Below are 22,794 nucleotides of genomic sequence, written 5' to 3'. Positions count from 1 at the left end.
TCTAGTTCTCCGTGCTCAGTGCGTCGCCGATGAGGCGCAGGAGCTCGGCCTGAGACTGCGGGTCGCGGAAGTAGAAGTGGCCGCCGGGCACGAGGTGCGCGGCGAAGTCGGTGCGGGTGTGGGCGGCCCAGTCGAGTTGGCCCGGGTCCTCCTCGTCGCCGGCGAAGGCCGTGATCGGGATGTCCAGCGGCTCCTCGACGACGTACTCGTGGGAGTCGGCGAGTGCGGCGTCCGCGCGCAGGTAGCGCAGCGCGAGTCGCTTGAGGTCCGGCTCCTCGTGGACGACCATCGGCAGCGCGCCCCAGCGGCTCTCGATCTGGGCCAGCAGCTCGTCGTCCGACAGCAGGTGGACGCCCTGCCGCGCCGTGAGGGGCGGCGGCTGCATGGAGGACAGCAGCAGGGCGCGGGGCTGGCGCAGACCGGCCCGGCGCAGGGCGCGGGTGGTTTCGAAGGCGATCAGCGCACCCAGGCTGTGGCCGAAGAAGGCGAAGTCGCGATGCCCGAAGTCGACCTGCTCGACGAGGTCCGTCACCAGGTCGGCGATCCGCTGGTACGGGGCCTCGTCCTGCCGCGGCGCGCGGCCGGGCAGCTTGACGGCCCAGAGGCGGACGCCGGGCAGGGCGCCGGCCCAGCGGACGAACTCCCCCGCCGAACCGCCCGCGTGGGCGAAGCAGTACAGGTCGAGCGTGGTCTGCGTCTTGGGCCTGCGGCCGGAGAGCCAGCGTGCCTGCAGGTCGGCCGTCGTGGCCTCGGGTGCGGGGCCGACGCCGGTTGCGGCTCCGGTGCCGTTCATGCGGACTCCTCTTCCGTGTCCTGGTGCGGGTCGGCCAGCTGCTGCTCGATCAGTGCGGCGAGGTCGGCCGCCGTCGCGGACTCGAACAGCGCGCGCATCTTGATCTCGACCGGGTAGATCTCCCTGAGTTGGGCGAAGAGCTTCACGGCGATGAGGGAGTCGCCGCCGAGTTCGAAGAAGCTCTCGTCGGCTTCGATGTCGGGCAGTCCGAGGGCCTCGCCGAACAACCGCAGCACCACGCCGAGCGGGGTGTCGTCGGCGGGACGGTCCTCGGACTCCGGTCGGCCCCCGGCGGCGGGGACGCCGCTCGGGGCGGCGGCCTCGTCTTCCGCGGGCCGGTCGCCCTCGGCAACGGTCGCGGCGGCGCCGGTGGCCGTCTGTGCCTCCTCCGCCGGGTGGCGCACCAGGTACGGGAGCCGCTCGAAGGGGTAGGTGGGCAGCGCGACCTTGGCCCGGCGCTCGCCCTCGTGCACGCCGGCCCAGGAGACCCGGGCCCCTGACAGCCACAGCCGTCCGAGTGCGTCGTACAGGGCCGCCAGCGCGCCGCCGCCGTCGCCGTCGGGTTCGGCCAGCGCGGCGAGCAGGAGGTGCTGGGCGGTGTGGCGGGGCTGCTGCCGGGCGAGCGTGACCAGGCCGGATCCCGCGCCCACCTGGAGCAGGATGCGCTCGGGGTCGGCCAGGAGCACGTCGAGCGCGGCGTCCGGGTCGGCCGGCTCGCGCAGCTCGTCCGCCCAGCGCTCGGCCGCGATCGGCGTCCCGGTGCCGTACCGGGTGCCGTCGCCGAGGACGACGGGGATCCGGTGCGGCTGCGGGACCAGGGACCGCAGCAGCGTGCGCAGTTCGTCGTCGCCGCCGCGGGTACGGGCGGGTGCGGCGATCAGGCGCAGCGCGTCGGTGAGCGGGAAGACCCCCGCGACGACGGCCGCGACCAGCGATCCGGCGCCGGTGCCGAAGACCGCGTCCGGCCGGATGCCCCAGCGCTGCCAGAGCGCGGCCAGGGCGTACTCGAAGGCGAAGACGTAGGTGTCGCGCACCACCGGGTCGTCGGGCCAGGCCAGGCCGCGGGCCACGTCCCGTACGTCGCGGACGAGCCGGTCGTCGGCGCCGGCCAGGGCCGCGTCGAAGGCCTCCCGGAAGGCGGGCTCGGTGGTGTGCAGCCGCCAGGCCTCCGCCGGACCGATCCGGCCCGGGAAGAGGAACACCACGGGCCGCTCCCGCGGGGGTTCGGCGCAGTGGACCGGTTCGCGGGCCGGGCCGTCGCCGGCGACGGTGAAGGCGCGGTACTCGTGCTCGCGCCGACCGGTCTGGAGGGTCCAGGCGGCGTCCTCGTACGCGGGGGCCGCGCCGGCCAGGTGGTCGTCGAACCGGGCCAGCCGGGTGCGCAGCGCGGAGGGGGTGCGCGCGGAGTGCACCATCAGGTGGACGCGTCGCTCGGACTCGCGCACCGGCCGCTGCGGGGCCTCCTCCAGAACCAGGTGGGCGTTGACGCCGCCGACCGCGAAGGAGCTGACGCCGGCGCGGCGGGGGAAGCCGTCCGGTTCCCAGTCGGTGAGTTCGGTGGCGACCCTGAACGGGCTGCTCTCGAAGTCGATCTGGGGGTTGGGCTCGGTGAAGTGCAGGCTCGGCGGGATCTGCCGGTGGCCGAGCGCCAGGACGGTCTTGACCAAGCCCGCGGCGCCGGCGGCCGCATCGGCGTGCCCGATGTTGGTCTTCACCGAGCCTATGGCGCAGAAGCCCTGCTCGTCGGTGTCGCCCCGGAAGGCCTGGGTGAGGGCCGTGACCTCGATCGGGTCTCCCAGCGGGGTGGCGGTGCCGTGGGCCTCCACGTACGTGATGGTGCGGGCGTCGGTGCCCGCGGTCAGCTGTGCCTCCCGGACCGCGGCGGCCTGGCCGGCCACGCTGGGCGCGGTGAAGCCGATCCGGCCCGAGCCGTCGTTGGTCACGGCCGAGCCGCGGACGACGGCGCGGATGTGGTCCCCGTCGGCCAGCGCGTCGGCCAGGCGCTTGAGGACGACGACGCCGACTCCGTTGCCGGCGACGGTCCCCTCCCCCTGCGCGTCGAAGGCGCGGCAGACGCCGTCGGGCGCCAGGGTGCCGTCCGGGCCGGTCCATGTGATCTTCTTCGGCGGTACGTGCACGGCGACGCCGCCCGCCAGGGCCATGTCGCAGTCGCCGGCGAGCAGGCCCCGCCCGGCCGTGTGGACGGCAACGAGGGCGGTGGCACAGGCCGACTGCACGGCGACGGCCGGGCCCCGCAGGCCGAGGCGCTCGGCCGTGCGGGAGACCAGGAAGTCGGGTGCGGTGCCGAGGACGATGTCGTCCTCGGTCACTGCGGGGAGCTGGGCGAGCCGGGCCGAGAGCGCTTCGGCGTACCGGGTCTCGGTACAGCCGCCGTAGACGCCGATGGCGCCGGGGAAGCGGTCGGGGTCGGCGCCGGCGTCCTCCAGGGCCGCGGCCGCGCATTCCAGGAAGACCCGGTGCTGCGGGTCGATCAGGAACGCCTCTTTGGCGGAGTAGCCGAAATAGTCGGCGTCGAACCACTCGGCACCGTCCAGCCGGCCACGGGACGGCAGGTAGGTGAGGTCGCCTCCATCGGGCGCGCCGCCCGGAATGACCTGGGGGGCGTCGCGGGTGACCGAGTCGATACCGGCCGCGAGATTGGCCCAGAATTCGTCGACGTCGGCGGCGCCGGGAAAGCGGCCGGCCATTCCGACGACGGCGATGAAGCCGTCGGCTTCCTCTTGGGTTTCGATGTCATTCACCGAATTCTCCGTGGCTGTCCGAGGAATTCCTGCCGAGCTGGGTCCGCCGGTTTCCCAGGCGGTTCAGTCGGCCGGCGGGACGGCGCCGGCCGTCGGCGGCCGGAGCCGCCCCTTCGTTCTCCAGCCGGGTCGCGAGGGACCGTACGGTCGGGTGCGTGAAGAACTCGATGAGCTCGACGTTCTTCCCGGTGCGCTGCACGACCCGCTCCCGGACCAGCTGGAGCAGCAGGGAGTGTCCGCCCAGATCGAAGAAGTTGTCCTCGTTGCCCACTGCGGGGACTTCCAGGACCTCACACCAGATTTCGGCGATGACGGCTGCGAAATCTACTTCCGGTGGATTCGCATGGGATGCGTGCACTCCACTCCTCCCCCTTCGGATCGCCGGTTCGGCGTCTCCATAGGATCATCTGCTGCTCCGGGGAAGGTGTCCAATAACTACCTTCCCTACCGGGCAGAACTGTTGTTTATGGCAATGGTTATGGCGCAGCAGCACGACCCGGCCGGGGTTTTCGAAATCGAAAACCCCGTGCCGGGTCGTGCTGCTGGGGGGGGGTCAGGCGGTGACGGCCTGGACGGCCATGACGGCGCGGTGGATGTCGAGCGTCGCCGTGGACCGGTTCAAGGTGATGTAGTGCAGTCCCGGGGACCCTTCGGCGAGCAGTCGTTCGGACATCGCGACGGCGTACTCCACGCCGACGGCGTGGCCCTCGGCGGGTCGGTCGCGCGCGGCGTCGAGCCGGCGGGCCAACTCCTGCGGGAAGGCCGCGTCGCTGAGTTCGGCGAAGCGCCGGATCTGGCGCACGTCGGTCGCCGGCATGATCTCCGGGATGATCGGGATGTCGCAGCCGGCTGCGGACACCCGGTCGCGCAGCCGCAGGTAGTCCTCGACGTCGAAGAACATCTGGGTGACGGCGTAGTCGGCGCCCGCGCGGCACTTGGCCACGAAGTGCCGGATCTCGCCGTCCCAGTCGGCGGAGCGCGGGTGGCGCTCGGGGAACGCCGCGACGCCGACGCTGAACGCCCCGGCCTCCCGTACGAGGGTGACCAGCTCGTGGGCGTACGTGAGCCCGTCCGGGTGTGGAATCCAGGGCCCCCGCGGGTCCCCCGGCGGGTCCCCGCGCAGGACCAGGACGTCCCGTACCCCTGCATCGGCGTACTGGCCGATGATGCGGCGCAGTTCGGCCACGGAGTGCCCCACCGCGGTGAGATGGGCCACCGGCCGCAGGGTCGTGTCGGACGCGATCCGCTTCGTCAGTTCGACGGTCCGGTCGCGGGAGGACCCGCCGGCTCCGTACGTGACGGAGACGAAGGTGGGCGCCAGCGGCTCGATCCGCCGGATGGCGTCCCACACGTTGCGCTCGCCGGCCTCCGTCTTGGGCGGGAAGAACTCGAACGAGAAGGACCGGGTCCCGCTGGCGAGCGTCTCGCGCAGCGTCATGCGTCCCGCCCGAGTACCGGTCGCAGCTCTGCGGCCGCCTCCGCCCCGTACACGTCGCGCACGCGCTCCGCCAGCAGGCCCGGGTCGGCCGCGTAGCCCTGGGGGCCGACGGTGTCCAGCACGGACGCCGCCACCGCGCAGCCGAGCCGGCCGGCCGCCAACAGCGGCAGCCCGGCCGCGGAGGCCGCGAGGAAGCCGGCGCGGAAGCCGTCGCCGGCCCCGGTCGGATCGGTGACGTGGCCGCACGGGACGGCCGGGACGAGGAGCTCGGACTCCCCCGAGCGCTCGATCCGTACGCCGCGCTCGCCGAGCGTGGTCACCCAGGTGCCGACGCTCGCGAGGATGTCCTCGCGGGTGCGGCCGGTGCGCTCGGCCAGCAGCGCGGCCTCGTACTCGTTGGTGAACAGCCAGGTGGCGCCGTCCACGAGTTCGGAGGCCTCCTCGCCGGTCAGCCGCGCGAGCTGCTGCGAGGGGTCGGCGGCGAAGGGGATGCCCAGGCCCGTGGCCTGCCGGGTGTGGCGGAGCATCGCCGCCGGGTCGTTCGCGCAGACCAGGACGAGGTCGGGGCGGTCCTGCGCGGCCGCCGCCGCCAGGTCGATCTCCCGGGCCTCGCTCATCGCGCCCGCGTAGAAGGCGGCGATCTGATTGCTGTCCTGGTCCGTGATGCAGACGAACCGGGCCGTCTGCGCCGTGTCCGACACCCGGACCGCGCCCGTGTCGACGCCTTGCTCCTTCAGCCAGATCTCGTACGGGCCGAAGTCGAGGCCGACGGACCCCACCAGCAGGGGGGTCAACCCCAACTGGCCCAGACCGTAAGCGATGTTGGCCGCCACCCCGCCGCGTCGCACCTCCAGGTCGTCGACCAGGAAGGACAACGAGATGTGGGCGAGCTGGTCGGGGATCAGCTGGTCGGTGAAACGGCCGGGGAAGGCCATGAGGTGGTCGGTCGCGATCGACCCTGACACCGCTATGCGCATCGCTGCGTGCTCCCGTCGAGTCTCGTACGTGGCCTGTCAGATGCCCGCGGCCGCGCGCAGGGCGTCGACGCGGTCGGTGCGCTCCCAGGTGAAGTCCGGCAGCTCGCGGCCGAAGTGGCCGTACGCTGCGGTCTGGGCGTAGATCGGGCGCAGCAGGTCGAGGTCGCGGATGATCGCGGCCGGGCGGAGGTCGAAGACCTGGCCGATCGCGTCCTCGATCTTCTGGACCTCCACCTTGGCGGTGCCGAAGGTCTCGACGAACAGGCCGACGGGCTCGGCCTTGCCGATGGCGTACGCGACCTGGACCTCGCAGCGCGAGGCGAGGCCGGCGGCGACCACGTTCTTGGCGACCCAGCGCATCGCGTACGCGGCGGAGCGGTCGACCTTCGACGGGTCCTTGCCCGAGAAGGCGCCGCCGCCGTGGCGGGCCATGCCGCCGTACGTGTCGATGATGATCTTGCGGCCGGTCAGGCCGGCGTCGCCCATCGGGCCGCCGATCTCGAAGCGGCCGGTCGGGTTCACCAGCAGCCGGTAGCCCTCGGTCTCCAGCTTGATGCCGTCCTCGTGGAGCAGGCGCAGGACGTGCTCGACGACGTGCTCGCGGATGTCCGGGGCGAGCAGGGACTCCAGGTCGATGTCCGGGGCGTGCTGCGAGGAGACGACGACGGTGTCGAGGCGGACGGCCTTGTCGCCGTCGTACTCGATGGTGACCTGGGTCTTGCCGTCGGGGCGCAGGTACGGGACGGTGCCGTCCTTGCGGACCTCGGTCAGGCGCCGCGACAGGCGGTGCGCGATGTGGATCGGCAGCGGCATGAGCTCGGGCGTCTCGTCGCACGCGTAGCCGAACATCAGGCCCTGGTCGCCCGCGCCCTGCTTGTCGAGCTCGTCCTCGTCGCCCTCGACCCGCTGCTCGTACGCCGTGTCCACGCCCTGCGCGATGTCCGGGGACTGCGCGCCGATGGACACCTCGACCCCGCAGGACGCCCCGTCGAAGCCCTTCTGCGAGGAGTCGTAGCCGATCTCCAGGACCTTGGTGCGTATCAGCGTCGGGATGTCGGCGTACGCCTTGGTCGTCACCTCGCCGGCGACGTGGACGAGACCGGTGGTGATCAGGGTCTCCACGGCGACGCGCGAGGTGGGGTCCTGGCTAAGGAGCTCGTCGAGGATGGCGTCGCTGATCTGGTCAGCGATCTTGTCGGGGTGACCTTCGGTCACGGACTCCGAGGTGAACAGGCGGCGGGACACATCGCTCCCTGGGTTTGCAGCGGCTGCTGGCTGGACATTGCTTCCGGCCGCCCGGAGGGCGGACGGTTGGTTCGTCTGCGGTCTGCTTCAGACGCGGACGACGGTCTTGCTCCGCATCAGGAACTCGCCCAGGTAGCCGTCGTGCGGCAGACCGGGGCGGTGCCGGTGGGTGGCGTGGCTTCCGACGTGCAGGTTGCTGATCGAAGGCTCGTCGATCAGGGCCTGTACGAGGTCCTCGTCCTCGGTGACGACGGTCAGGACCAGGGTGTCGCGCAACGGCTCGACGTCGTCCTCGCGGCTCCACGGCCCGACCCACACGCAGGGGAACGGGACTTCGGCGGAGAGCTGGGGGGCCTCGGCGGAGGCGACCTGGTGGACGGCCGGGCGCAGCACGGCGCTGCCGTCGCCGAGTTCGTCGACGAACCCGGTGCCGCCGAGCCAGGCTCGGGTGCCCTGGGCCCGGTCGAGCACGAACTTCTCCAGTGCCCGAGCCGCCTTGGTGTTCTGCACCGGCAGGACGGCCTTCTCGTCGTGCGGCGGCAGGCTGGGCAGGGCGGCCAGCCGCTCGGCGATCGCGCCCGCGAGCGGGGCCGGGTCTCCCTCGACCAGCACGGCGGTGGCGTTGACGCAGCCGCTGCCGGCGTGCCGGGTCACCGAGTCGACGATCATGTCGAGGTGGTCGCGCCAGTCGGTGTCGGCCGTCAGCAGGATCTTCGAGCGGCCCGGCTGCAGGGAGAGCACCCCGGGATCGTCGGCGTACTGCCGGATGATCTCGTCCCCGCCGTAGGCGAGGTCCGCACCCCGCACGAGGGCGTCGGCCGCCTCGTGGCCGCAGGGCAGCAGGACGACGTGGTCGCCGCCGAAGCCGGCCTCGCGCAGGGCGAGGACCAGGCGGTGCGCGGTGAACGGCTCGCGGGCGGCGGGGCGGACGGCGACCCGGTAGCCCAGGGCCAGCGCCTCCGGCCAGAACCCGTGCGTGCCGGGGTGGTTGCCGGGAACGTGGACGGCGAGCACCTCGCCGCGCCGAGTCCACACGGCCTGGGAGGTGCGCACCAGCGGGTCGCGCCAGTCGGGCACCGCGCCGGCGGGCCGGGCCAGCTGGACGCTGCGGTAGGAGTTCGCGACGCGGTCGGCGCAGGTTGCGGTGGCGACCCGGACGACCTCGACGGGCAGGCCGGAGACGCGGCTGACGGCCGCCTCGTACTCCTGCACCGTCAGCCCGCCCAGCGTCGCCGTGCGGAACGACTCGGCTGCGCGGGCCAGGGCGCCGGCCCGCTCGGCGGCGGGCAGCGGGGTCGCGGCGTGCAGGGCCTTCATCGTCCGGTTGACGTAGAGCGCGGGCACCAGGCTCATCTCGGCCATGACCGCGCCGGTCACGTCGGTGACCTCCTGGCGGTTGTGGGCGCGGTACGGGCCGGCCGGGCCCAGCGCGTCCAGTACGGGCGTACCGGAGTCCTGCGCGCCCTGCCCGTCCTGGCTCCCCCGGCCGTCCTGCCCCGTCGACTGCGGCTGCTCGGCGGCCATCAGTAGACCCCCTCGATGACGACCTCGTCGTCGAAGCGGGCGACCGGGGCGATGCCGGCGGCCGAGTCCCCGACGCGCCCCTCGGGCGCGGGGACCCTGATCGCGGTGTCGCGCTCCAGGTTGTTGGGCAGCAACAGGGCCTTGCTGACGTGGTTCATCACGACCTGGCCGCGCTTCCCGTACGCCACCGGCTCCCGGGTGGCGGGGTCCACGACCTGGAAGGTGATGTACGGCGAGAAGGTGTCGAACACGCAGGGCGCGCCCAGCGGGGTGCCGTGGCGCTGACCGGCGATGCCGAGGATCATCGTGCTGCCGTAGTGCCCGTAGAGGGTGGCTTCGGGGAAGATCTCGGTGCGGTAGAGGGCCTCGGTGTCGGGGTCCATCTGGGTGCCGCCCCAACGGATCGCCTTCACCTTCCGGTTGATGACCTCGACGAGGTCCTCGCGCTGGGCGATGCGCTCCAGCAGCGGCGGGGTCACCGTCATCACACCGATGTCCTGGGTGTGCAGGACGTAGGCGGCCTGGTCGATGACGTGCTCGGCGTAGGCGTCGGCCTGGCTGCCCTTGCCCTCCGCGATCAGGCGCTTGACCCACCGCGGGTCGAGGTCGACCTGGAAGGCGTACCGGCCGTGGGTGCGGGCCGAGCGCCGGAAGATCTCGCCGACGACGTGGGGGCCGGAGGGGGTGATGCCCAGCCAGTCGACGCCGCGCGGGAAACCGTGCACGTCGAGGTTGGCGTTGCTCCAGCCGACCAGCTTCTCCAGCCAGTCGGCGGGGCAGGCCACCCGCTTGGGTGCGCCGGTGGTGCCGCCGCTCTCGAAGATGCCGACGACGTCGGGGCGTTCGCCGTAGCCGCGCGGCACCAGGTCGGCCGCGGGCACGTCCCGCAGCTCGTTGGCGACGTTCGGGAAGAGGGCCAGGTCGGCATGGCCCTTGACGTCCGACAGCGGGTTGAAGTCGAGCGTCTCGGCACGCTTCAGCCAGAACGGCGATCCGGTCTCCGGGCTGAAGTGCCACTCCATCGCCGCCCGCACCAGCTCGTCGGGGTCCGGATCCGCGTCGTACGGCAGGTCCAGGATCGACAGATCGGTTGGCGCCACTCGTCCTCCAATGTCAACAGCCGGCGTGGTGGGGGCCGGTCGGTCTCCCGCGTCGGGTCCCCCGCCGGCCGTGACCGATATCCTCATTCGATCACCAACTCGCCACCCACGCCTGAGTACTGACTACTCAATTCGCTTTATCAACACGTGTTTTGGCTGAGTACACGCAGCCGCTGCGACCCGGCCCCATAGACTGGCGTCATGAAGGCAATGATCGCGTGGTGGGACCTCACGGATTCGCAGCAGACCGCGGGAACGCTCCGGGATTTCATCCGGAAGGAGTCGGAGCACTGGACGGGCATTCCCGGTCTGCTCCTGAAGATCTGGCTGTCGGACCCGCCCACGGGCCGCTGGGGCGCCCTCCTGCTGTGGGAGTCGGAAGATGCCGCCCGAGCTGCGGTGTTGCCCCGCAGCCCGGCCGAACTCATCGGGCATCCGGTGGACTTCCGGGCCTGGTTCGACGTGGAGGCGACGGCCGAGGGAGTGCATTCCCTGCGTTCCCTGGGCGGTCTCGGCCCGGCCCTGGACGGCCTCGTACCCGTGGACTTCGAGGAATTCGCCGGGAAATGAGAGCACGGCGAAGCGGCGCTCCGGGAATCCGGGCGCCGCTTCGCATGAAAGGGAATTCTTCGGCAGCCGCTCCGCTCAGGCCGCCGGCTCGATATTGCGATTGCAGCGGAACGTATTGGCCGGGTCGATCTCGGCCTTCAGCACGGCCAGCCGGCGGTGGTCGGCCGGCTCCCAGAAATCCGTGGCCGGCGCGTCCGGAGCGCCCTGCGCGCACCCTCCGTACACCAGGCTCTGGAACCGGCCGCCGACGGACTCGGCGGCGAGCGCCCCGAGCACCTTCTCTCCGGCCGTGCGCGCCTCGTCCGGCGTCGCGCCCATCAGCGGCATGAGCACCCGTAGGAGGTAGCGGGCCGAGCGGTGTCCCACCGCGTTGGGCACCCCGGCCGGCCGGCCGAGCGCCCCGCCCAGGTGGCGTACGTCGAGCACGCACGGGACGGGCGAGCCGGGCCCGACCAATTCGGTCACTTCGGCGGCCTGTTGCGGACCGAAGGCGCGCAGCAGGACGTTGTCGCCCTGGTAGGCGTGCGGCTGCGGCGGATCGTTGTAGATCGCACCGCACTCGGTGTACGGCATCTCCGCGACGGTGTCGGACAGCCGGGGCCCGAGCGCCCGCAGCGGGGCGACCAGCCGCTCGCCCGTGCGGGAGTCCCCGGTGTACGCGATGCGCACGTGGGCCGCGTACCGGCCGCGCACGAGGGCCGGGAAGAACGGCAGGTCCGGGTAGGCGAGCAGCGACACCGAAGAGGTCAGCTCGTCCGGGAGGTCCTCGGTCCAGCGCAGGTATTCGGCGAGCAGGTCCGGGGTGCGGGCGAGGTCGAAGACCAGCTCACCGCCGTACAGCCGGCTGACCGGGACCAGGTCGATCTCCATCCCGGTGACCACGCCGAAGTTCGCGCCGGCCCCGCGCAGCGCCCAGAACAGCTCGGGATCGCTGTCCGCGGTGACCCGGCGCAGCCGGCCGTCGGCGGTGACGACGTCGATCGACCGCACCCGGTCGGCGGCGTAGCCGAACTCCCTCGCCAACAGCCCGAGTCCGCCGCCCAGGACGTACCCGACCGCGCCCACGCCGGGCGCGGAGCCGTTGAGCGGGGCCAGGCCGTAGCGGGCCGCCGCGTCGACCACGGCGGCGAAGCGCGCGCCGGCGCCGATCCGCGCCGTGCGGGCCGGGGCGTCGATCGTGACCTCCGACAGGCCGGCGGTGTTGATGAGCACGCCCCCGTCGGTGGCGACCGCGAGGCCGTGCCCGGTCGCCTGGACCGCCACCGGCAGGCCTTCGGCGGCGGCGTACCGTACGGCGGCCACCACGTCCTCGGGGTCGGTCGCGCGGACCAGCACGGAGGGCCGGTGCCGGTAAGCGGTCTGGAAGCCCGCGCACCGGGCGGCGAAGGCGTCGTCGCCCGGCAGCAGCACCTCACCTCGCACGCGGTCGCGCAGGGCGGCGATCGGACCGGCCTCGTTCATCTGCGGTGTTCCTTTCTGTTGCGACGCGCTCACAGGAGGACGGGCTCCAGCTCCCCGGAGACGACCTGCATGCGCAGCGTCTTGCGGTCGACCTTGCCGTTGTCGTTCAGCGGGAAGGCGTCCAGCAGGTGGTAGGTCAGCGGGATCATGTACGGGGGCAGCGTCCGGCGCAGCTCCTCGTCCACGTCGTAGACGTCGAGCCCGACGCCCGCCAGGATGCCTGCGAGTACCGTCACGCCCTCCTCGTCTCCCGGGACCGCGACGACGACGGCCTGGTCGATGCGCTCCTGCCGCAGCAGGTGCGCCTCCACCTCGCCCGTCTCGATCCGGTGACCGAGGATCTTGACCTGGGTGTCCAGTCGGCCCACGTAGCCGTACTCGCCGCTGTCCAGGCGGCGTACGAGGTCACCGGTGCGGTACCAGCGGTGGTCGGGGCCGTACGCCGACGGGGTGGTGTGGAAGGCGCCGTCGGTCTGCTCGGGCGCGTTCAGGTATCCCTCGAAGACCTGGTGCCCGGAGAGGCAGAGCTCGCCGGTCTCGCCGCCCGGCACCGGGCTGCCGTCCTCCGCGAGCACGGCGGCGGCCATCCCCGGGTAGGGGGAGCCGATCGAGACGACGCCGTTGACGACGCCGGCCGGCGAGGTCTTCGGGTCCCAACGGTGCACCAGGCAGGCGATGGTCGCCTCGGTCGGCCCGTACAGGTTCTCCACCACGGACGCGGACGCCGCCTCCTGCCAGGCCTGGGCGGTGGCCGCGGGCAGCGCCTCTCCGCAGAACAGGCTCCAGCGCAGCGACGGCAGGCTGTCCGGATCCAGCGCGCCGCGGCGGTGCTGGAGCACCGCCACCGACGGCACCGAGAACCAGACGGTGATGTCGTTGGCGCGGACGAACTCCAGCGGCGTCATCAGGTCGTAGGTGTCCATCGGGACCAGGCAGCCACCGCTCCCCCAGGCCATGAACAGGTCGAAGACCGACAAGTCGAAGGTCTGGTCGAAGGTGTTGGTGAACCGGTCGTACTCCGAGAAGCCGTACCGCTCGGTGTTGGCGGACAGGAACGCGGCCGCGTTGGCGTGCGAGATCGGCACGCCCTTGGGCAGACCCGTGGTGCCGGAGGTGAAGAGCAGGTACGCGCCGTCACCGGGAGCGACCGCCACCGGCTCGGCCTGCGGGGCGCAGGCCTCGACGTCGGCGCGGGTGAGCACCCGCACCGACGCGGGGAGGTTCCCGGGCGCCTCTTCGGTCTCCGGCAGCACCACCAACGGGGCGCCCGACGGGGCGTCGGCCAGACCGTCGAGGAGCGGGCCGAGCTGGGCGAGGGAGCCCGCGTCGGCCAGTACGACGTCGACCTCGGCGCGCTCCAGGACGTCGCGGTTACGGGCGACGGGGTACTTCTTGTTCAGCGGCACCACGGTCGCCCCCGCGTACAGGGCGGCCAGGAATCCCGCGTAGGTGACGATGCTGCGGTGGCCGAGGATGGCCACGCGCTTCGGCCGCGTCGCGTGCTGCGCGAGCGCCGCGGCCCAGCGGCGGGCGGTGCCGTCCAGTTCCCGGTAGGTCCAGGTCTGCCCGCGCAGGGACAGCGCGGGGTTCTCCGGGACGCGCCGGGCCGAGGCCTGGAATCCGGAGTGGAGGAGGGGGGCGGCTGACTGCATGGTGTACTCGCGTTCCGCTTCGATGGGTTCGACAGGGTTCGACGGGACCGGCGGGGTCGACGGGACCTTCGGGGTCAACGCCCGGACCGGTTCACGGCTGGAGGCGCCCGACGCGCCAGCCCTCGCCGTCGCGGTCGTACCGCAGCCGCTCGTGCAGCCGGTCCGTGCCGTTGGCCCAGAACTCCACGCTTGCGTACCGGAGTTCGTAGGCGGCGAAGCCCTCCGGGCAGGGCAGCGGCCGACCCGTCCCGCCCAGCTCCAGGGCCCGCTCGCGCAGCGCCTCGACCTCGTCGAGGCCACCCGCCGGCTCGCTCTGGCGGGAGGCGGTCGTCATGGCGTGGGTGAACACGGGCCGGGCGTGCCACATGGCCTCGGCCTCCGCGTCGGACAGCTTCACGACGGGTCCGTCGACGACGATCTGCTGGCTGGTCTCCCGCCAGTACAGCAGGCCCGACGCCCACGGGTTGGCCGCCAGTTCGCGCCCCTTGCGGCTGCCCTCGTGGGTGATGAACACGAACCCGGTGTCCGTCACCTGGTTGATCACCACGATCCGGGTCGAGGGCCGACCGGTCTCGTCGGCGGTGGCCAGCGCCAGGGCCCGCGGCTCGCGGACCGCGGTGCGGGCGGCGTCGGCGAGCCACGCACGCAGCAGGCCCACCGGTTCGGCGGGCGGCTGCCCGTACTCGGGGAAGGAGACCTTGACGCTCCCCGTCATGCTTTCCGACCTGGTGCTGCTCATGCGTCTCTCCGGAGTGGCGCTACGGGGGATGGACTGCCTGCGGGCCGCGTCACAGGCGCAGCGCCCCTTCGAGCGCGATGACGCCGTCGCCGCCGACCTCGACCCGGGTGGCCTGCTCGCCACTGCCCTCGGCGAGGGCGTGCATCGGGGAGGGCCGGCCCATCTCGACGCCCTGCGTGATGACGATGCGCTGCCCGTACTCGATCAGGCCGTGCCGGGCCAGGTGGATCGCGATGGGCCCGGCCGCGGAGCCGGTGGCCGCGTCCTCGACGACCCCGTACGCGGGCGAGAACATGCGGCTGCGCCACTGCGTGCCGGAGCCGGCGAAGCAGTTGGCCGCCATGTCCTCGAAGGCGCACAGGGCCCGGTGGTCGGGTCGCAGCGCCGACAGCTCCGCCACGCTGTTCAGGCCGATCAGGACGTGGCGGGGACCGTTGCGGTAGATGTCCACCGGCAGGGCGGGGTCCTGGACACCGAGGGCGGCCAGCAGTTCCTCGCGCCGGTCGAAGGGCTCCCACTCCGGTACGGGCTGCTGCATCCAGGCGGCGGTGACCACGCCGTCCGTGCGGACCAGCTCGAAGGGGATGATCCCCTCGGCCGTCTCCAGCTTGAGCTGGTCCAGCGGGCCCCGGTTGCCGATCGCGATGGCCGCGCCGAGCAACGGGTGGCCCGCGAAGGGCAGTTCGTTGACCGGGGTGAAGATCCGGATGTGTGCGTCGCCGCCCTGCTGGGGCGTGAGGACGAAGGTCGTCTCGGAGAGGTTCATCTCCTTGGCGATGGCCTGCATCTCAGGGCCGGTCAGGTCGTCCGCGTCGAAGTAGACGGCGACCGGGTTGCCCTTGAGCACTTCGGTCGCGAAGGCGTCGACAACCACGTAGGGGTGCATCGAGATCTCCTGCTGCTCTTTCATCATGGGTTGAACACGCTCTGGAGGGCACCGGCGAGGATGCGCGGGCCGTTCTGGGTGAGCACGGACTCGGCGTGGAACTGCATGGTCATGAAGTGCGGGCCCCGCAGTCCGTACACCTCCCCCGTCGCCGGGTTCCGGCTGACCTCGACCACGCCGACGCCCTCCACCTCGTGCTTGTCGCCGTCGCTTACGGCGGCGAACGCGTTGTAGAAGCCCACCCGTTCGACGGCGCCGAAGTAGTCGATCTCCTTCTGCAGCCCCTGGTTGGGGGCGGGCAGCCGGGACACCTCAAGGCCGAGCGCGAGGCTGAGCACCTGGTGGCTCAGGCAGACCGCGACGAAGGGCCTGCGTTCGGCGAGCAGGGCGCGTACGGCGGTGTGGAGGTGGGCGATGCGGGGGTGGGCCGTGTCGCCGGGGTCGCCCGGCCCCGGCCCCATCACGACGAGGTCGTGGTCCTCGAAGGCGTACTCCTCGTCGAACCGGCGCACGGTGACCTCCAGGCCCAGGGCGCGCAGCTGGCCGGCGATCATGGCCGTGAAGGTGTCCTCCGCGTCGACGACCAGGACGCGACGGCCGGCGAGCCCGGTGTGCGCCCGCGGCCGGTCCCCGGTCTCGCACAGCCAGAACCCGGCGATGGACTCGTTGCGCCGCTCCAGGGCGGCCCGCACCTCGGGGTGGCCGGCGAACCCCCTGGTCCCACCGGCCTCCAGCGCGCCGACCAGCCCGGACGCCTTGGCCCGGGTCTCGGCGGCCTCGCGTGCGGGGTCGGAGTGACGCACCAGTGTGGCGCCGACGCCGATCTCGACCCGGCCGGTCGGGTCGATGTCCGCGGTGCGGATGAGGATCGCCGAGTCCATCGCGCGGTCGCCGTGCTCGTCGCGCCCCACGAGGGCCGCGACGCCGCTGTAGTAGCCGCGGCCCGTGGGCTCGTACGCCTCGATGATCCGGCAGGCGCTCTCCAGCGGCGAGCCGGTCACCGTCGGGGCGAACATGGTCTCGCGCAGGATGTCGCGCACGTCGTGCGCGGTGCGGCCCTCGATGAAGTACTCGGTGTGCGCGAGGCGGGTCATCTCCTTGAGGTAGGGGCCCTTGACCCGGCCGCCCCCTTCGCAGATCCGGGCCATCATCTTGAGTTCCTCGTCGACGACCATGTACAGCTCGTCGGCCTCCTTGCGGTCGGCGAGGAAGTCCATGACCTCGGGCAGGGTGGGGCCGGTCGCCGGATAGCGGTAGGTGCCGCTGATCGGGTTCATCACGGCCGTGCCGGCGTCGAGGCTTACGTGCCGCTCGGGGGAGGCGCCGACGAGCGTGCGCTCCCCCGTGTGGATCAGGAACGTCCAGTACGCGCCGACCTCGCGCTGCACGAGCCGGGAGAAGAACGCCAGAGCGCTGTCCGGCCGGTAGTCGGTGATGGTGGCGAGGAAGGACCGCTTGATGACGAAGTTGGCCCCCTCGCCCGCACCGATCACGTCGTCGACGACCTTGCGGACGATCTCCTGGTAGGTCTCGTCGTCCACGTCGAAGCGGGCGCCGGCCAACTCGGTCGGCACCTGTGGGATGCGGCGCAGCGCGTCCGCGAGGGGGATCCGCTCCTGCCCGGTCACGCTCAGCGCGACCAGGGGCGCGCCGTCGTCGGTCGCCGTGAAGCCCCGCTCGGTGATCTGCCGGTACGGCACGACCGCGAGGACCTCGTGGTGCGCGCCGGTCGGCCCGGCCGGGGCCTGCGGCAGCGGGACGTCCGCGAGCGTCGCGGGCGTCGTGACATCGCCGACGAGGACGTCGAGGACGCCCGGCCCGCCGGCCTCCGGCCGGTACAGCAGGGCGAAAGCCCCGGCACGGCCGGTCAGTACGTGGTCGAGCAGGTCCCCGGTCGCGCCGGTCATGCGAAGACCTCCTTGGCCGGGACCACCATCGCGCAGCGCCCGGCCGCGTAGTCGAGCGCCATGCGGTGGTGGCTCTCGTTGAAGTCGGCGACGGCGTCGGCGACGAGGAAGGGCTGGATGTCGTGCGTGAAGGCCTCGACCGCCGTCATCAGGACGCCGATGTGGGCGTACACGCCGCAGAGGATCAGCTGATCGCGGCCGGCCTCCCGCATCCGCTCCAGGAGGGGCGAGTCGTGGAAGGCGCTGTAGCGCCACTTGGTCAGCTCCCAGTCGCCGGCCCGGGGGGCCAGGGCGTCGGTGACGGCGCGGTCCGCGAGGTCCTTGCGCATGCCGGGACCCCAGAAATCGACCAGCAGACCGCGCTCCTGCTCGGTCATGCTGCCGGGCTGGGCGGTGTACGCGACGGGGACGCCGAGCGCGGCGGCGCGGTCGCGCAGCGCCGCCGCGTTGCTCACCAGCGGGTCGCGGATGCTGTCCGGGAAGGGTGCCAGGAAGAAGCGCTGCATGTCGTGGACCAGCAGCACGGCACGGTCGGGATCAGGGGTCCACTGGGCGGTGTTGGCGGGCAGGTCGCCCGCCGTCGGCAACACATAGGGCTCGATGGGGGGAATTCCGGCCATTTCTGCCTTCCAGCCTTCCAATGCCTGACTCGGAGGGAGCGGGGTGGGACGCGTCTGGTGTCAGACGTTCCAGGTGGACACGACGGCGACGGCCTGCTGCGGATTGAGCCGCGGATCGCAGAACGACGTGTACTTGTCGCTGACGCGGTCGAGGTCCGCCTGGCACGAGACGCACTCGGTGACGTCTTGGGGCGTGGTCTCCAGGTGCAGCCCGCCGCACACGCCCCCGGCGCCGGTGACGGCCTCCTGGAAGCGCCGCACCTCGCGCGAGACCGTCTCGACGTGGCGGGTCTTGTTGCCGTCCGGCGCGGTGACGGTGTTGCCGTGCATGGGGTCGGTGAGCCAGATGACCGGGTGACCGGCCTCGCGTACGGCCTTGACCAGCGCTGGCAGCCGCTCCGAGATCACCTCGGCGCCCATCCGGGAGATGAGTGTCAGCCGTCCGGGCGTGCGCTCGGGGTCGAGGCGCTGGCACAGGGCCACCAGCTCCGCGGGGTCCATCGTGGGTCCCACCTTGCAGCCCACCGGGTTGCTCACCTCGGCGAGCAGCGCCACGTGCGCGCCGTCCAGCTGCCGGGTGCGCTCGCCGATCCAGGGCCAGTGCGTGGAGCCGAGGAACAGCCTGCCGTCCTCGTCCGTGCGCAGCATGGGGATCTCGTAGTCGAGTAGCAGCGCCTCGTGGCTGGTCCACACCGGCGGGCCGAGCGGGTCGCGCAGCGGCGCGTCCGCCTGCCAGCCCAGGTGCTTCATGATCTCGTCCGCCGCCATGTGACAGGTGAGCATGCGCAGCGGGTCGGGGCGCCTGGCTTCGGGGTCCGGTTCGGGCCCGTTGACCATGTGGCCCCGGAAGGTGGGGAGCGAGGTGCCGGCCACCGACTCGGTGGCGCTGGAGCGGGGCTTGGCGAACTGGCCCGCGATGCGGCCGACCCGGATGACGGGCTTGTGCGCGGTCATGCGCAGCGTCCCGGCGAGCAGGTCCAGGAGCGCCGCCTTGCGGGACACGTCCGTTGCGGTGCACTCGCCGGGGTCCTCGGCGCAGTCGCCGGCCTGGACGACCACGGCCTCGCCGGCCACGACCCGGGCGAGCGCGGCGCGCAGCGCCCGGACGTCGTGGGCCCGGACGAGCGCCGGTCCGGTCGCCAGCGTGTCCCCCACCCGCTCGACCTGCCCCCGGTCCGGCCAGTCGGGCTGCTGCAGTGCCTTGCGGATGCGGATGTCGCGCAGGACTTCGTCCACAGGATCCTCCTATGCGGCGGGGCTGCTGCCGGTCACGTGGGTATGCCGGCGCGCTTGATCTCGGGGACGGGAATGCCCAGGGAGCGCAGCTGCTCGAAGGGGTTCATGAACTCCCGCTGCAGCTTGATCCGGCCGTTTTCCAGCTCGAACGAGTGCAGGAAGTGGTTCTCGTAGTGGCCCTCGGGGTAGTCCGCGAAGAGGATCTTGCCTCGGCCGTCGCACTCCACCCAGAAGCGGTTGGGGTCCTGGGTCTCGAAGATCTGGACGTTGTACCACTCCCAGTCCGGGAAGGTCTTCAGCGACCACACCGCGTGCTCGCCGAGCCGGTCCCGGCCGCGGATGGCGATCGGGGCACCGGTGTCGGTGGTCCACAGACCGCCGACGCCGTCCTCCGTGAAGAGCAGGTGGCGCTCCAGGCGGGCCTCGCCGAGGGCCGCCATGTACGTCTCCACCGTCGCGCGGTTGATTCTGCGGAGCTCGGCTTCGTCGGTGGAGACGGTGGAGGCGGTGCCCTGAGCGGATTCAGACATGGATGAACTCCAAATCGTGCGCTGGCTGTTGATGTCCCTGGTGGGGGGGAGGAGAAGAAGGCGCCTGGGCCGGTCGACCGGGCCGGGGGAGGGTGCGGTCGGGCACGCTGGGCGGGCATCACCGATCTTGCCGGGCGGCCCGGGTCCGTTCAAGGAACAAACACTCAACTCGACGTCAGGCTCCGTGCAGGTTCCTCAAGCGGCTATCGAGTTTCGTCAGAGAAGTGTCAACTCGTAGGTGCTGCAATGGTGTTGACGTGTGCGAGCGGATACGCGAAGCGGCCCCCGGGACGGTGTCCCGGGGGCCGCTTCGAGGTCTCTCCTGGGCCCCTTCAGGGCCCCTTCCACACTACCTTCCGGCGATGGCGACCGCCGCGGCGTTCGAGGGGAGTCGACTCAGGCGCAGCCGAGCTGGAAGCCGACGCCGCGCACGTTGCGGATCCAGTCGCTGCTGCCGAGCTTGCCCCTCAGGCTGCTGATGTGCGTGTCGATGGTGCGCCGGGACCAGACGTCGCCCCAGACGGCCTGCATGATCGCTTTGCGGGAGACGACGTTGTCGGGCTGGACCGCCAATAGGTACAGGAGGTCGAACTCCTTGCGGGTGACCTCCACCCGGCGACCGTCCAGGCTCACCTGGCGGGCCGCCGCGTCGATGCACAGCGGGCCGCGGACGATCAACGACGGGTCCGCGGTCGACATCTGAACGCGCCGCATGACGGCCTCCATGCGCGCCAACAACTCCTGAAAACCGTACGGCTTGACGAGGTAGTCGTCGGCACCGGCCTGCAGGCCGAGGACCCGGTCGAGTTCCGCGCCCCGCGCGGTCACGGCGATGACCGCCGTGTCCCCCGCGGCGCGGATCTGCCGGCAGACCTCCAGACCGTCCAGATCGGGCAGTTCGAGGTCCAGCAGGACCAGGTCCACACCGTCGTACGCGTCGAGCGCCGGAATTCCGCCGGATACCCGTTCCACGTGATGCCCGTACCGCTGTAGCCCCCTCATCAGGGGCTCGGCATCCTCGTCGTTGTTCTCCACCACGAGGATGCGCCAAACGGTCGGCGCGCCACGCGTCGCCGACTGCCGCGGAATTGATACTTCCATTTCAGTCCAGCCTGCCCTCCCCGTACCGGCAACCGCCGGCAGATGACGAACCATCAGGTCAGAACGGACGACCACACTCTCCCCCTTTTTCGGTCCGCACGGCGGACCGAGCACCCATGGGGGCGTGCGTACACGAAAATCCTTCCAGGCCCTGTCCGAGTGCACGAATACCGTGCACGCCTAGACGATCACATGCCACGTACACACTCTCCCCCGTAAACAAACCGGAATACGACAGGACTTGATGACCCCACCCCAAAGGGCGGGAAGGCCTGGAATTCCGGGCATTGCCTTCTCCACCGGCCCATCTCGATCGGGCCCGTCCGGGCGATGCACCCCGCACAGCGGGTCGCAACGTCGAGACCGAGTCATCCTACACACCGTTAGCTGATGCCTCGTCAAAATGATGGCCAGATGCTTAAGCCCCCATAAAACCAATGCCAACCGACGACGGATTCGCCGTCCGGCACGGCCGCCGACGCCTGCGGACATGGCGCGAATCGACCCCGAGGCAGCTGCGCCCCCCTGCCCCCACCTGGCCCCGCGTCGCCACGATCGGCGATTTCCAGCCAACCGCGCCGGGGCTGCGGAGCGGTGCGCTCCGACACCCCCGGGACCGGACCCGCGCCCCTCGGCTGCGTAGATCCCCGCCCCCCGAACGCGATCTGAGTAGCCGGTACTCACGCGCCGGGCCGCCCGCCGTGATGGTCTTGGGCACAACAGAGCACACATCAGGCCACGCCACATCCGATCGATGGGCGTCGGAAGGGAACCGCGATGAAGTTTGACGACGTCTACCTGTCGAGCCTCGGCACCTTCGTGCCGGGCCTCGTGACGACGGAGCAGGCCGTGGAGTCCGGCTGGTACGGAGCGGACGTCCGAGAGGCTTCGGGACTGGAGTCGGTCGCGATCTCCGATTCACTGTCCGCTCCTGAAATGGCCGTACTGGCCGCCAAGGAGGCAATTTCACGTTCGGGTGTTGCGGCCGAGGAATTCGGCGCACTGTTCCACAGCTCCGCCTATCACCAGGGCCCCGACGGCTGGTCCCCGGCCCATTACGTTCTCACCAACACCCTGAACACGCCGATCACGGCACTGGAAGTCAAGCAGGGCTGCCAGGGAATGCTTTCCTCCCTCGCGATTTCTGCGCACCGGCTCGCCTGCGACCCGCGCAAGTCGGCGGTACTTCTCACCGCGGCAGACAATTACTCCACTCCGCTGATCAACCGCTGGACCACGTCCCGTCTTTCCATCTTCGGTGACGGCGCCGCCGCCGCGGTCGTCTCGCGCACCGGCGGCATCGCCAAACTGCTGTCCATCGGCACGTACTCCGCCCCCGGGATGGAGGCGCTGCACCGCGGCAGCGAGCCGATCTTCCCGCCGGCCGTGACCGTCGGCAGGGAGCTGGACTACGAGGCCCGCGTCAAGTTCTGGATGGAGGAGTGGGCCAAGGGCAACACTCCCCCCATGGAGCACCCGGGCGAGGTCCTGCAGAAGGCCCTCGACGAGGCCCTGACCGACGCCGGCATCACCGCCGCCGACATCAAGCGGGTCTGCCACCCGAGCGCCACGCTCGACGCGCTGCGCGACCAGTTCCTCGACCCGATCGGCTTCACCCTCGACAGCGGCATCTGGGAGCACACCAGCAAGGTCGGCCACATCAGCGCCGCCGACGTCTTCATCGGCCTGGAGCACCTGTGGAGCACCCGCCAGGTCGGTCCGGGCGACAAGGTGCTGCTCTTCACCGGCAGCCCCGGCTTCGAGGCCGGCGTGGCGATCCTGGAGATCGTCGCCGAACCCGCCGAGTGACCCACCGGGTACGGGGCCGCCGGCCGTCGGCCGGTGGCCCCGTACCTGCGGGCGATCCACGCCCCGTGCCCCACTCCATCAGGCCGGAAAGGACGACACACCACCATGACCGACAGCACCATGCCCGACACCACCCGCCAGCAGAGCGTCGCGGCTGCCGCCCCCCTCACGGGCGAGGACCTGCGCGCGGCGCTGGCCGAACTGATCGGCATCAGCCCGTCCGAGGTAGAGGACCACGCCAACCTCATCCACCTGGGCCTCGGGTCCCTGGAGATGATGCGGCTGGTCACCAAGTGGCGCCGCGCGGGCCTGGCCGTGGCCTTCGGAGAGTTGACCGGCACCCCGACGTTCGCCGCCTGGAACGAGCGGATCACGCAGGAACTGGCCGAGGCCGGCGCCTGACCGGCTCCGGTACGACGGCGGGCGGGCCGGATGTCGTACACC

The 22,794-nt window shown here is 71.7% G+C and carries 20 protein-coding genes; 3 read left to right on the top strand and 17 right to left on the bottom strand.

The annotated features are described in order from the left end of the window. Nucleotide 1: 1 nt before the first annotated feature. The 8 genes from OG974_RS00865 to OG974_RS00830 all read right to left on the bottom strand — a co-directional run bounded on the left by OG974_RS00865 (nucleotide 2) and on the right by OG974_RS00830 (nucleotide 9,839). Nucleotides 2-793: an alpha/beta fold hydrolase gene (locus tag OG974_RS00865; protein WP_327279032.1), complete on the bottom strand. Its 792-nt coding sequence runs from the start codon at nucleotides 791-793 to the stop codon at nucleotides 2-4. Then, entirely contained in the window at nucleotides 790-3,555 is a 2,766-nt protein-coding gene (locus OG974_RS00860) for a type I polyketide synthase (RefSeq protein WP_371645059.1), read from the bottom strand. The genes OG974_RS00865 and OG974_RS00860 overlap by 4 nt, the downstream gene beginning before the upstream one ends. Beyond that, nucleotides 3,548-3,913: a phosphopantetheine-binding protein gene (locus tag OG974_RS00855; protein WP_327279030.1), complete on the bottom strand. Its 366-nt coding sequence runs from the start codon at nucleotides 3,911-3,913 to the stop codon at nucleotides 3,548-3,550. Before OG974_RS00855 ends, OG974_RS00860 begins: the two co-directional genes overlap by 8 nt. A 195-nt stretch (nucleotides 3,914-4,108) precedes the next feature. After that, complete coding sequence (gene metF, locus OG974_RS00850) at nucleotides 4,109-4,993, bottom strand: methylenetetrahydrofolate reductase [NAD(P)H] (protein ID WP_371645058.1); 885 nt, start codon at nucleotides 4,991-4,993, stop codon at nucleotides 4,109-4,111. Beyond that, nucleotides 4,990-5,970, bottom strand: coding sequence for a carbohydrate kinase family protein (locus tag OG974_RS00845; protein ID WP_371645056.1), 981 nt, complete (start codon nucleotides 5,968-5,970; stop codon nucleotides 4,990-4,992). The genes metF and OG974_RS00845 overlap by 4 nt, the downstream gene beginning before the upstream one ends. Nucleotides 5,971-6,006: 36 nt before the next feature. Further along, nucleotides 6,007-7,215: a methionine adenosyltransferase gene (metK, locus tag OG974_RS00840; protein ID WP_328764057.1), complete on the bottom strand. Its 1,209-nt coding sequence runs from the start codon at nucleotides 7,213-7,215 to the stop codon at nucleotides 6,007-6,009. An 87-nt stretch (nucleotides 7,216-7,302) separates the two neighbouring features. Continuing rightward, the gene (locus OG974_RS00835; protein ID WP_328764056.1) at nucleotides 7,303-8,739 is read right to left on the bottom strand and encodes an aldehyde dehydrogenase family protein; all 1,437 of its coding nucleotides are present in this window, start codon (nucleotides 8,737-8,739) and stop codon (nucleotides 7,303-7,305) included. Further along, nucleotides 8,739-9,839, bottom strand: a complete 1,101-nt coding sequence (locus OG974_RS00830) for a phenazine antibiotic biosynthesis protein (RefSeq protein ID WP_327279025.1) — start codon at nucleotides 9,837-9,839, stop codon at nucleotides 8,739-8,741. The genes OG974_RS00835 and OG974_RS00830 overlap by 1 nt, the downstream gene beginning before the upstream one ends. A gap of 201 nt (nucleotides 9,840-10,040) precedes the next feature. Here OG974_RS00830 and OG974_RS00825 point away from each other — a divergent pair, with 201 nt between their 5' ends. Beyond that, nucleotides 10,041-10,409: a hypothetical protein gene (locus OG974_RS00825; protein WP_329314797.1), complete on the top strand. Its 369-nt coding sequence runs from the start codon at nucleotides 10,041-10,043 to the stop codon at nucleotides 10,407-10,409. Between the two features lie 75 nt (nucleotides 10,410-10,484). Here OG974_RS00825 and OG974_RS00820 read toward each other — a convergent pair whose 3' ends face one another. From OG974_RS00820 to OG974_RS00780, 9 genes are all read right to left on the bottom strand, one after another. Beyond that, entirely contained in the window at nucleotides 10,485-11,870 is a 1,386-nt protein-coding gene (locus tag OG974_RS00820) for an FAD-binding oxidoreductase (protein WP_327279023.1), read from the bottom strand. A gap of 29 nt (nucleotides 11,871-11,899) precedes the next feature. Then, nucleotides 11,900-13,522 carry an amino acid adenylation domain-containing protein gene (locus OG974_RS00815; protein ID WP_371645052.1) on the bottom strand — a complete coding sequence of 541 codons (1,623 nt, stop codon included), beginning with the start codon at nucleotides 13,520-13,522 and terminating at the stop codon, nucleotides 11,900-11,902. A gap of 91 nt (nucleotides 13,523-13,613) precedes the next feature. Next, nucleotides 13,614-14,261: a phenazine biosynthesis FMN-dependent oxidase PhzG gene (phzG, locus tag OG974_RS00810; protein ID WP_328764053.1), complete on the bottom strand. Its 648-nt coding sequence runs from the start codon at nucleotides 14,259-14,261 to the stop codon at nucleotides 13,614-13,616. Nucleotides 14,262-14,310: 49 nt separating this feature from the next. After that, the gene (locus tag OG974_RS00805) at nucleotides 14,311-15,174 is read right to left on the bottom strand and encodes a PhzF family phenazine biosynthesis isomerase (RefSeq protein ID WP_327279020.1); all 864 of its coding nucleotides are present in this window, start codon (nucleotides 15,172-15,174) and stop codon (nucleotides 14,311-14,313) included. Further along, entirely contained in the window at nucleotides 15,171-17,054 is a 1,884-nt protein-coding gene (locus OG974_RS00800) for an anthranilate synthase family protein (protein ID WP_329314789.1), read from the bottom strand. The genes OG974_RS00805 and OG974_RS00800 overlap by 4 nt, the downstream gene beginning before the upstream one ends. Then, nucleotides 17,051-17,674, bottom strand: a complete 624-nt coding sequence (locus OG974_RS00795; RefSeq protein WP_327279018.1) for an isochorismatase family protein — start codon at nucleotides 17,672-17,674, stop codon at nucleotides 17,051-17,053. Before OG974_RS00795 ends, OG974_RS00800 begins: the two co-directional genes overlap by 4 nt. 60 nt (nucleotides 17,675-17,734) lie before the next feature. After that, nucleotides 17,735-18,910: a 3-deoxy-7-phosphoheptulonate synthase gene (locus OG974_RS00790; RefSeq protein WP_327279017.1), complete on the bottom strand. Its 1,176-nt coding sequence runs from the start codon at nucleotides 18,908-18,910 to the stop codon at nucleotides 17,735-17,737. 32 nt (nucleotides 18,911-18,942) lie between these two features. Beyond that, on the bottom strand, nucleotides 18,943-19,440 hold the full coding sequence (locus OG974_RS00785; RefSeq protein WP_327279016.1) for a PhzA/PhzB family protein: 498 nt from the start codon (nucleotides 19,438-19,440) through the stop codon (nucleotides 18,943-18,945). A 396-nt stretch (nucleotides 19,441-19,836) separates the two neighbouring features. Next, a complete protein-coding gene (locus OG974_RS00780) occupies nucleotides 19,837-20,541 on the bottom strand; it encodes a response regulator transcription factor (RefSeq protein WP_327279015.1) in 705 nt (234 codons plus the stop codon). 777 nt (nucleotides 20,542-21,318) lie between these two features. Between OG974_RS00780 and OG974_RS00775 the strand changes: the two genes are divergently transcribed. After that, entirely contained in the window at nucleotides 21,319-22,350 is a 1,032-nt protein-coding gene (locus OG974_RS00775; protein ID WP_327279014.1) for a ketoacyl-ACP synthase III family protein, read from the top strand. Nucleotides 22,351-22,455: 105 nt separating this feature from the next. Then, on the top strand, nucleotides 22,456-22,752 hold the full coding sequence (locus OG974_RS00770) for a phosphopantetheine-binding protein (protein WP_327279013.1): 297 nt from the start codon (nucleotides 22,456-22,458) through the stop codon (nucleotides 22,750-22,752). Nucleotides 22,753-22,794 lie beyond the last annotated feature (42 nt).

Source organism: Streptomyces sp. NBC_00597 (genome assembly GCF_041431095.1).
Classification (GTDB): Bacteria; Actinomycetota; Actinomycetes; order Streptomycetales; family Streptomycetaceae; genus Streptomyces.
The sequence above is the reverse complement of the archived record's forward strand: the minus strand, read 5'-3'. Positions and strand labels throughout refer to the sequence as shown.

Bases quoted from the DNA above. Each gene is read 5' to 3' on its own strand.
- metF (WP_371645058.1), bottom strand. From the start codon at position 4,993: ATGACGCTGCGCGAGACGCTCGCCAGCGGGACCCGGTCCTTCTCGTTC.
- OG974_RS00820 (WP_327279023.1), bottom strand. From the start codon at position 11,870: ATGAACGAGGCCGGTCCGATCGCCGCCCTGCGCGACCGCGTGCGAGGT.
- phzG (WP_328764053.1), bottom strand. From the start codon at position 14,261: ATGAGCAGCACCAGGTCGGAAAGCATGACGGGGAGCGTCAAGGTCTCC.
- OG974_RS00805 (WP_327279020.1), bottom strand. From the start codon at position 15,174: ATGATGAAAGAGCAGCAGGAGATCTCGATGCACCCCTACGTGGTTGTC.
- OG974_RS00865 (WP_327279032.1), bottom strand. From the start codon at position 793: ATGAACGGCACCGGAGCCGCAACCGGCGTCGGCCCCGCACCCGAGGCC.
- OG974_RS00825 (WP_329314797.1), top strand. From the start codon at position 10,041: ATGAAGGCAATGATCGCGTGGTGGGACCTCACGGATTCGCAGCAGACC.
- OG974_RS00835 (WP_328764056.1), bottom strand. From the start codon at position 8,739: ATGGCCGCCGAGCAGCCGCAGTCGACGGGGCAGGACGGCCGGGGGAGC.
- OG974_RS00770 (WP_327279013.1), top strand. From the start codon at position 22,456: ATGACCGACAGCACCATGCCCGACACCACCCGCCAGCAGAGCGTCGCG.
- OG974_RS00775 (WP_327279014.1), top strand. From the start codon at position 21,319: ATGAAGTTTGACGACGTCTACCTGTCGAGCCTCGGCACCTTCGTGCCG.
- OG974_RS00800 (WP_329314789.1), bottom strand. From the start codon at position 17,054: ATGACCGGCGCGACCGGGGACCTGCTCGACCACGTACTGACCGGCCGT.
- OG974_RS00780 (WP_327279015.1), bottom strand. From the start codon at position 20,541: ATGGAAGTATCAATTCCGCGGCAGTCGGCGACGCGTGGCGCGCCGACC.
- OG974_RS00785 (WP_327279016.1), bottom strand. From the start codon at position 19,440: ATGTCTGAATCCGCTCAGGGCACCGCCTCCACCGTCTCCACCGACGAA.
- OG974_RS00845 (WP_371645056.1), bottom strand. From the start codon at position 5,970: ATGCGCATAGCGGTGTCAGGGTCGATCGCGACCGACCACCTCATGGCC.
- OG974_RS00815 (WP_371645052.1), bottom strand. From the start codon at position 13,522: ATGCAGTCAGCCGCCCCCCTCCTCCACTCCGGATTCCAGGCCTCGGCC.
- OG974_RS00795 (WP_327279018.1), bottom strand. From the start codon at position 17,674: ATGGCCGGAATTCCCCCCATCGAGCCCTATGTGTTGCCGACGGCGGGC.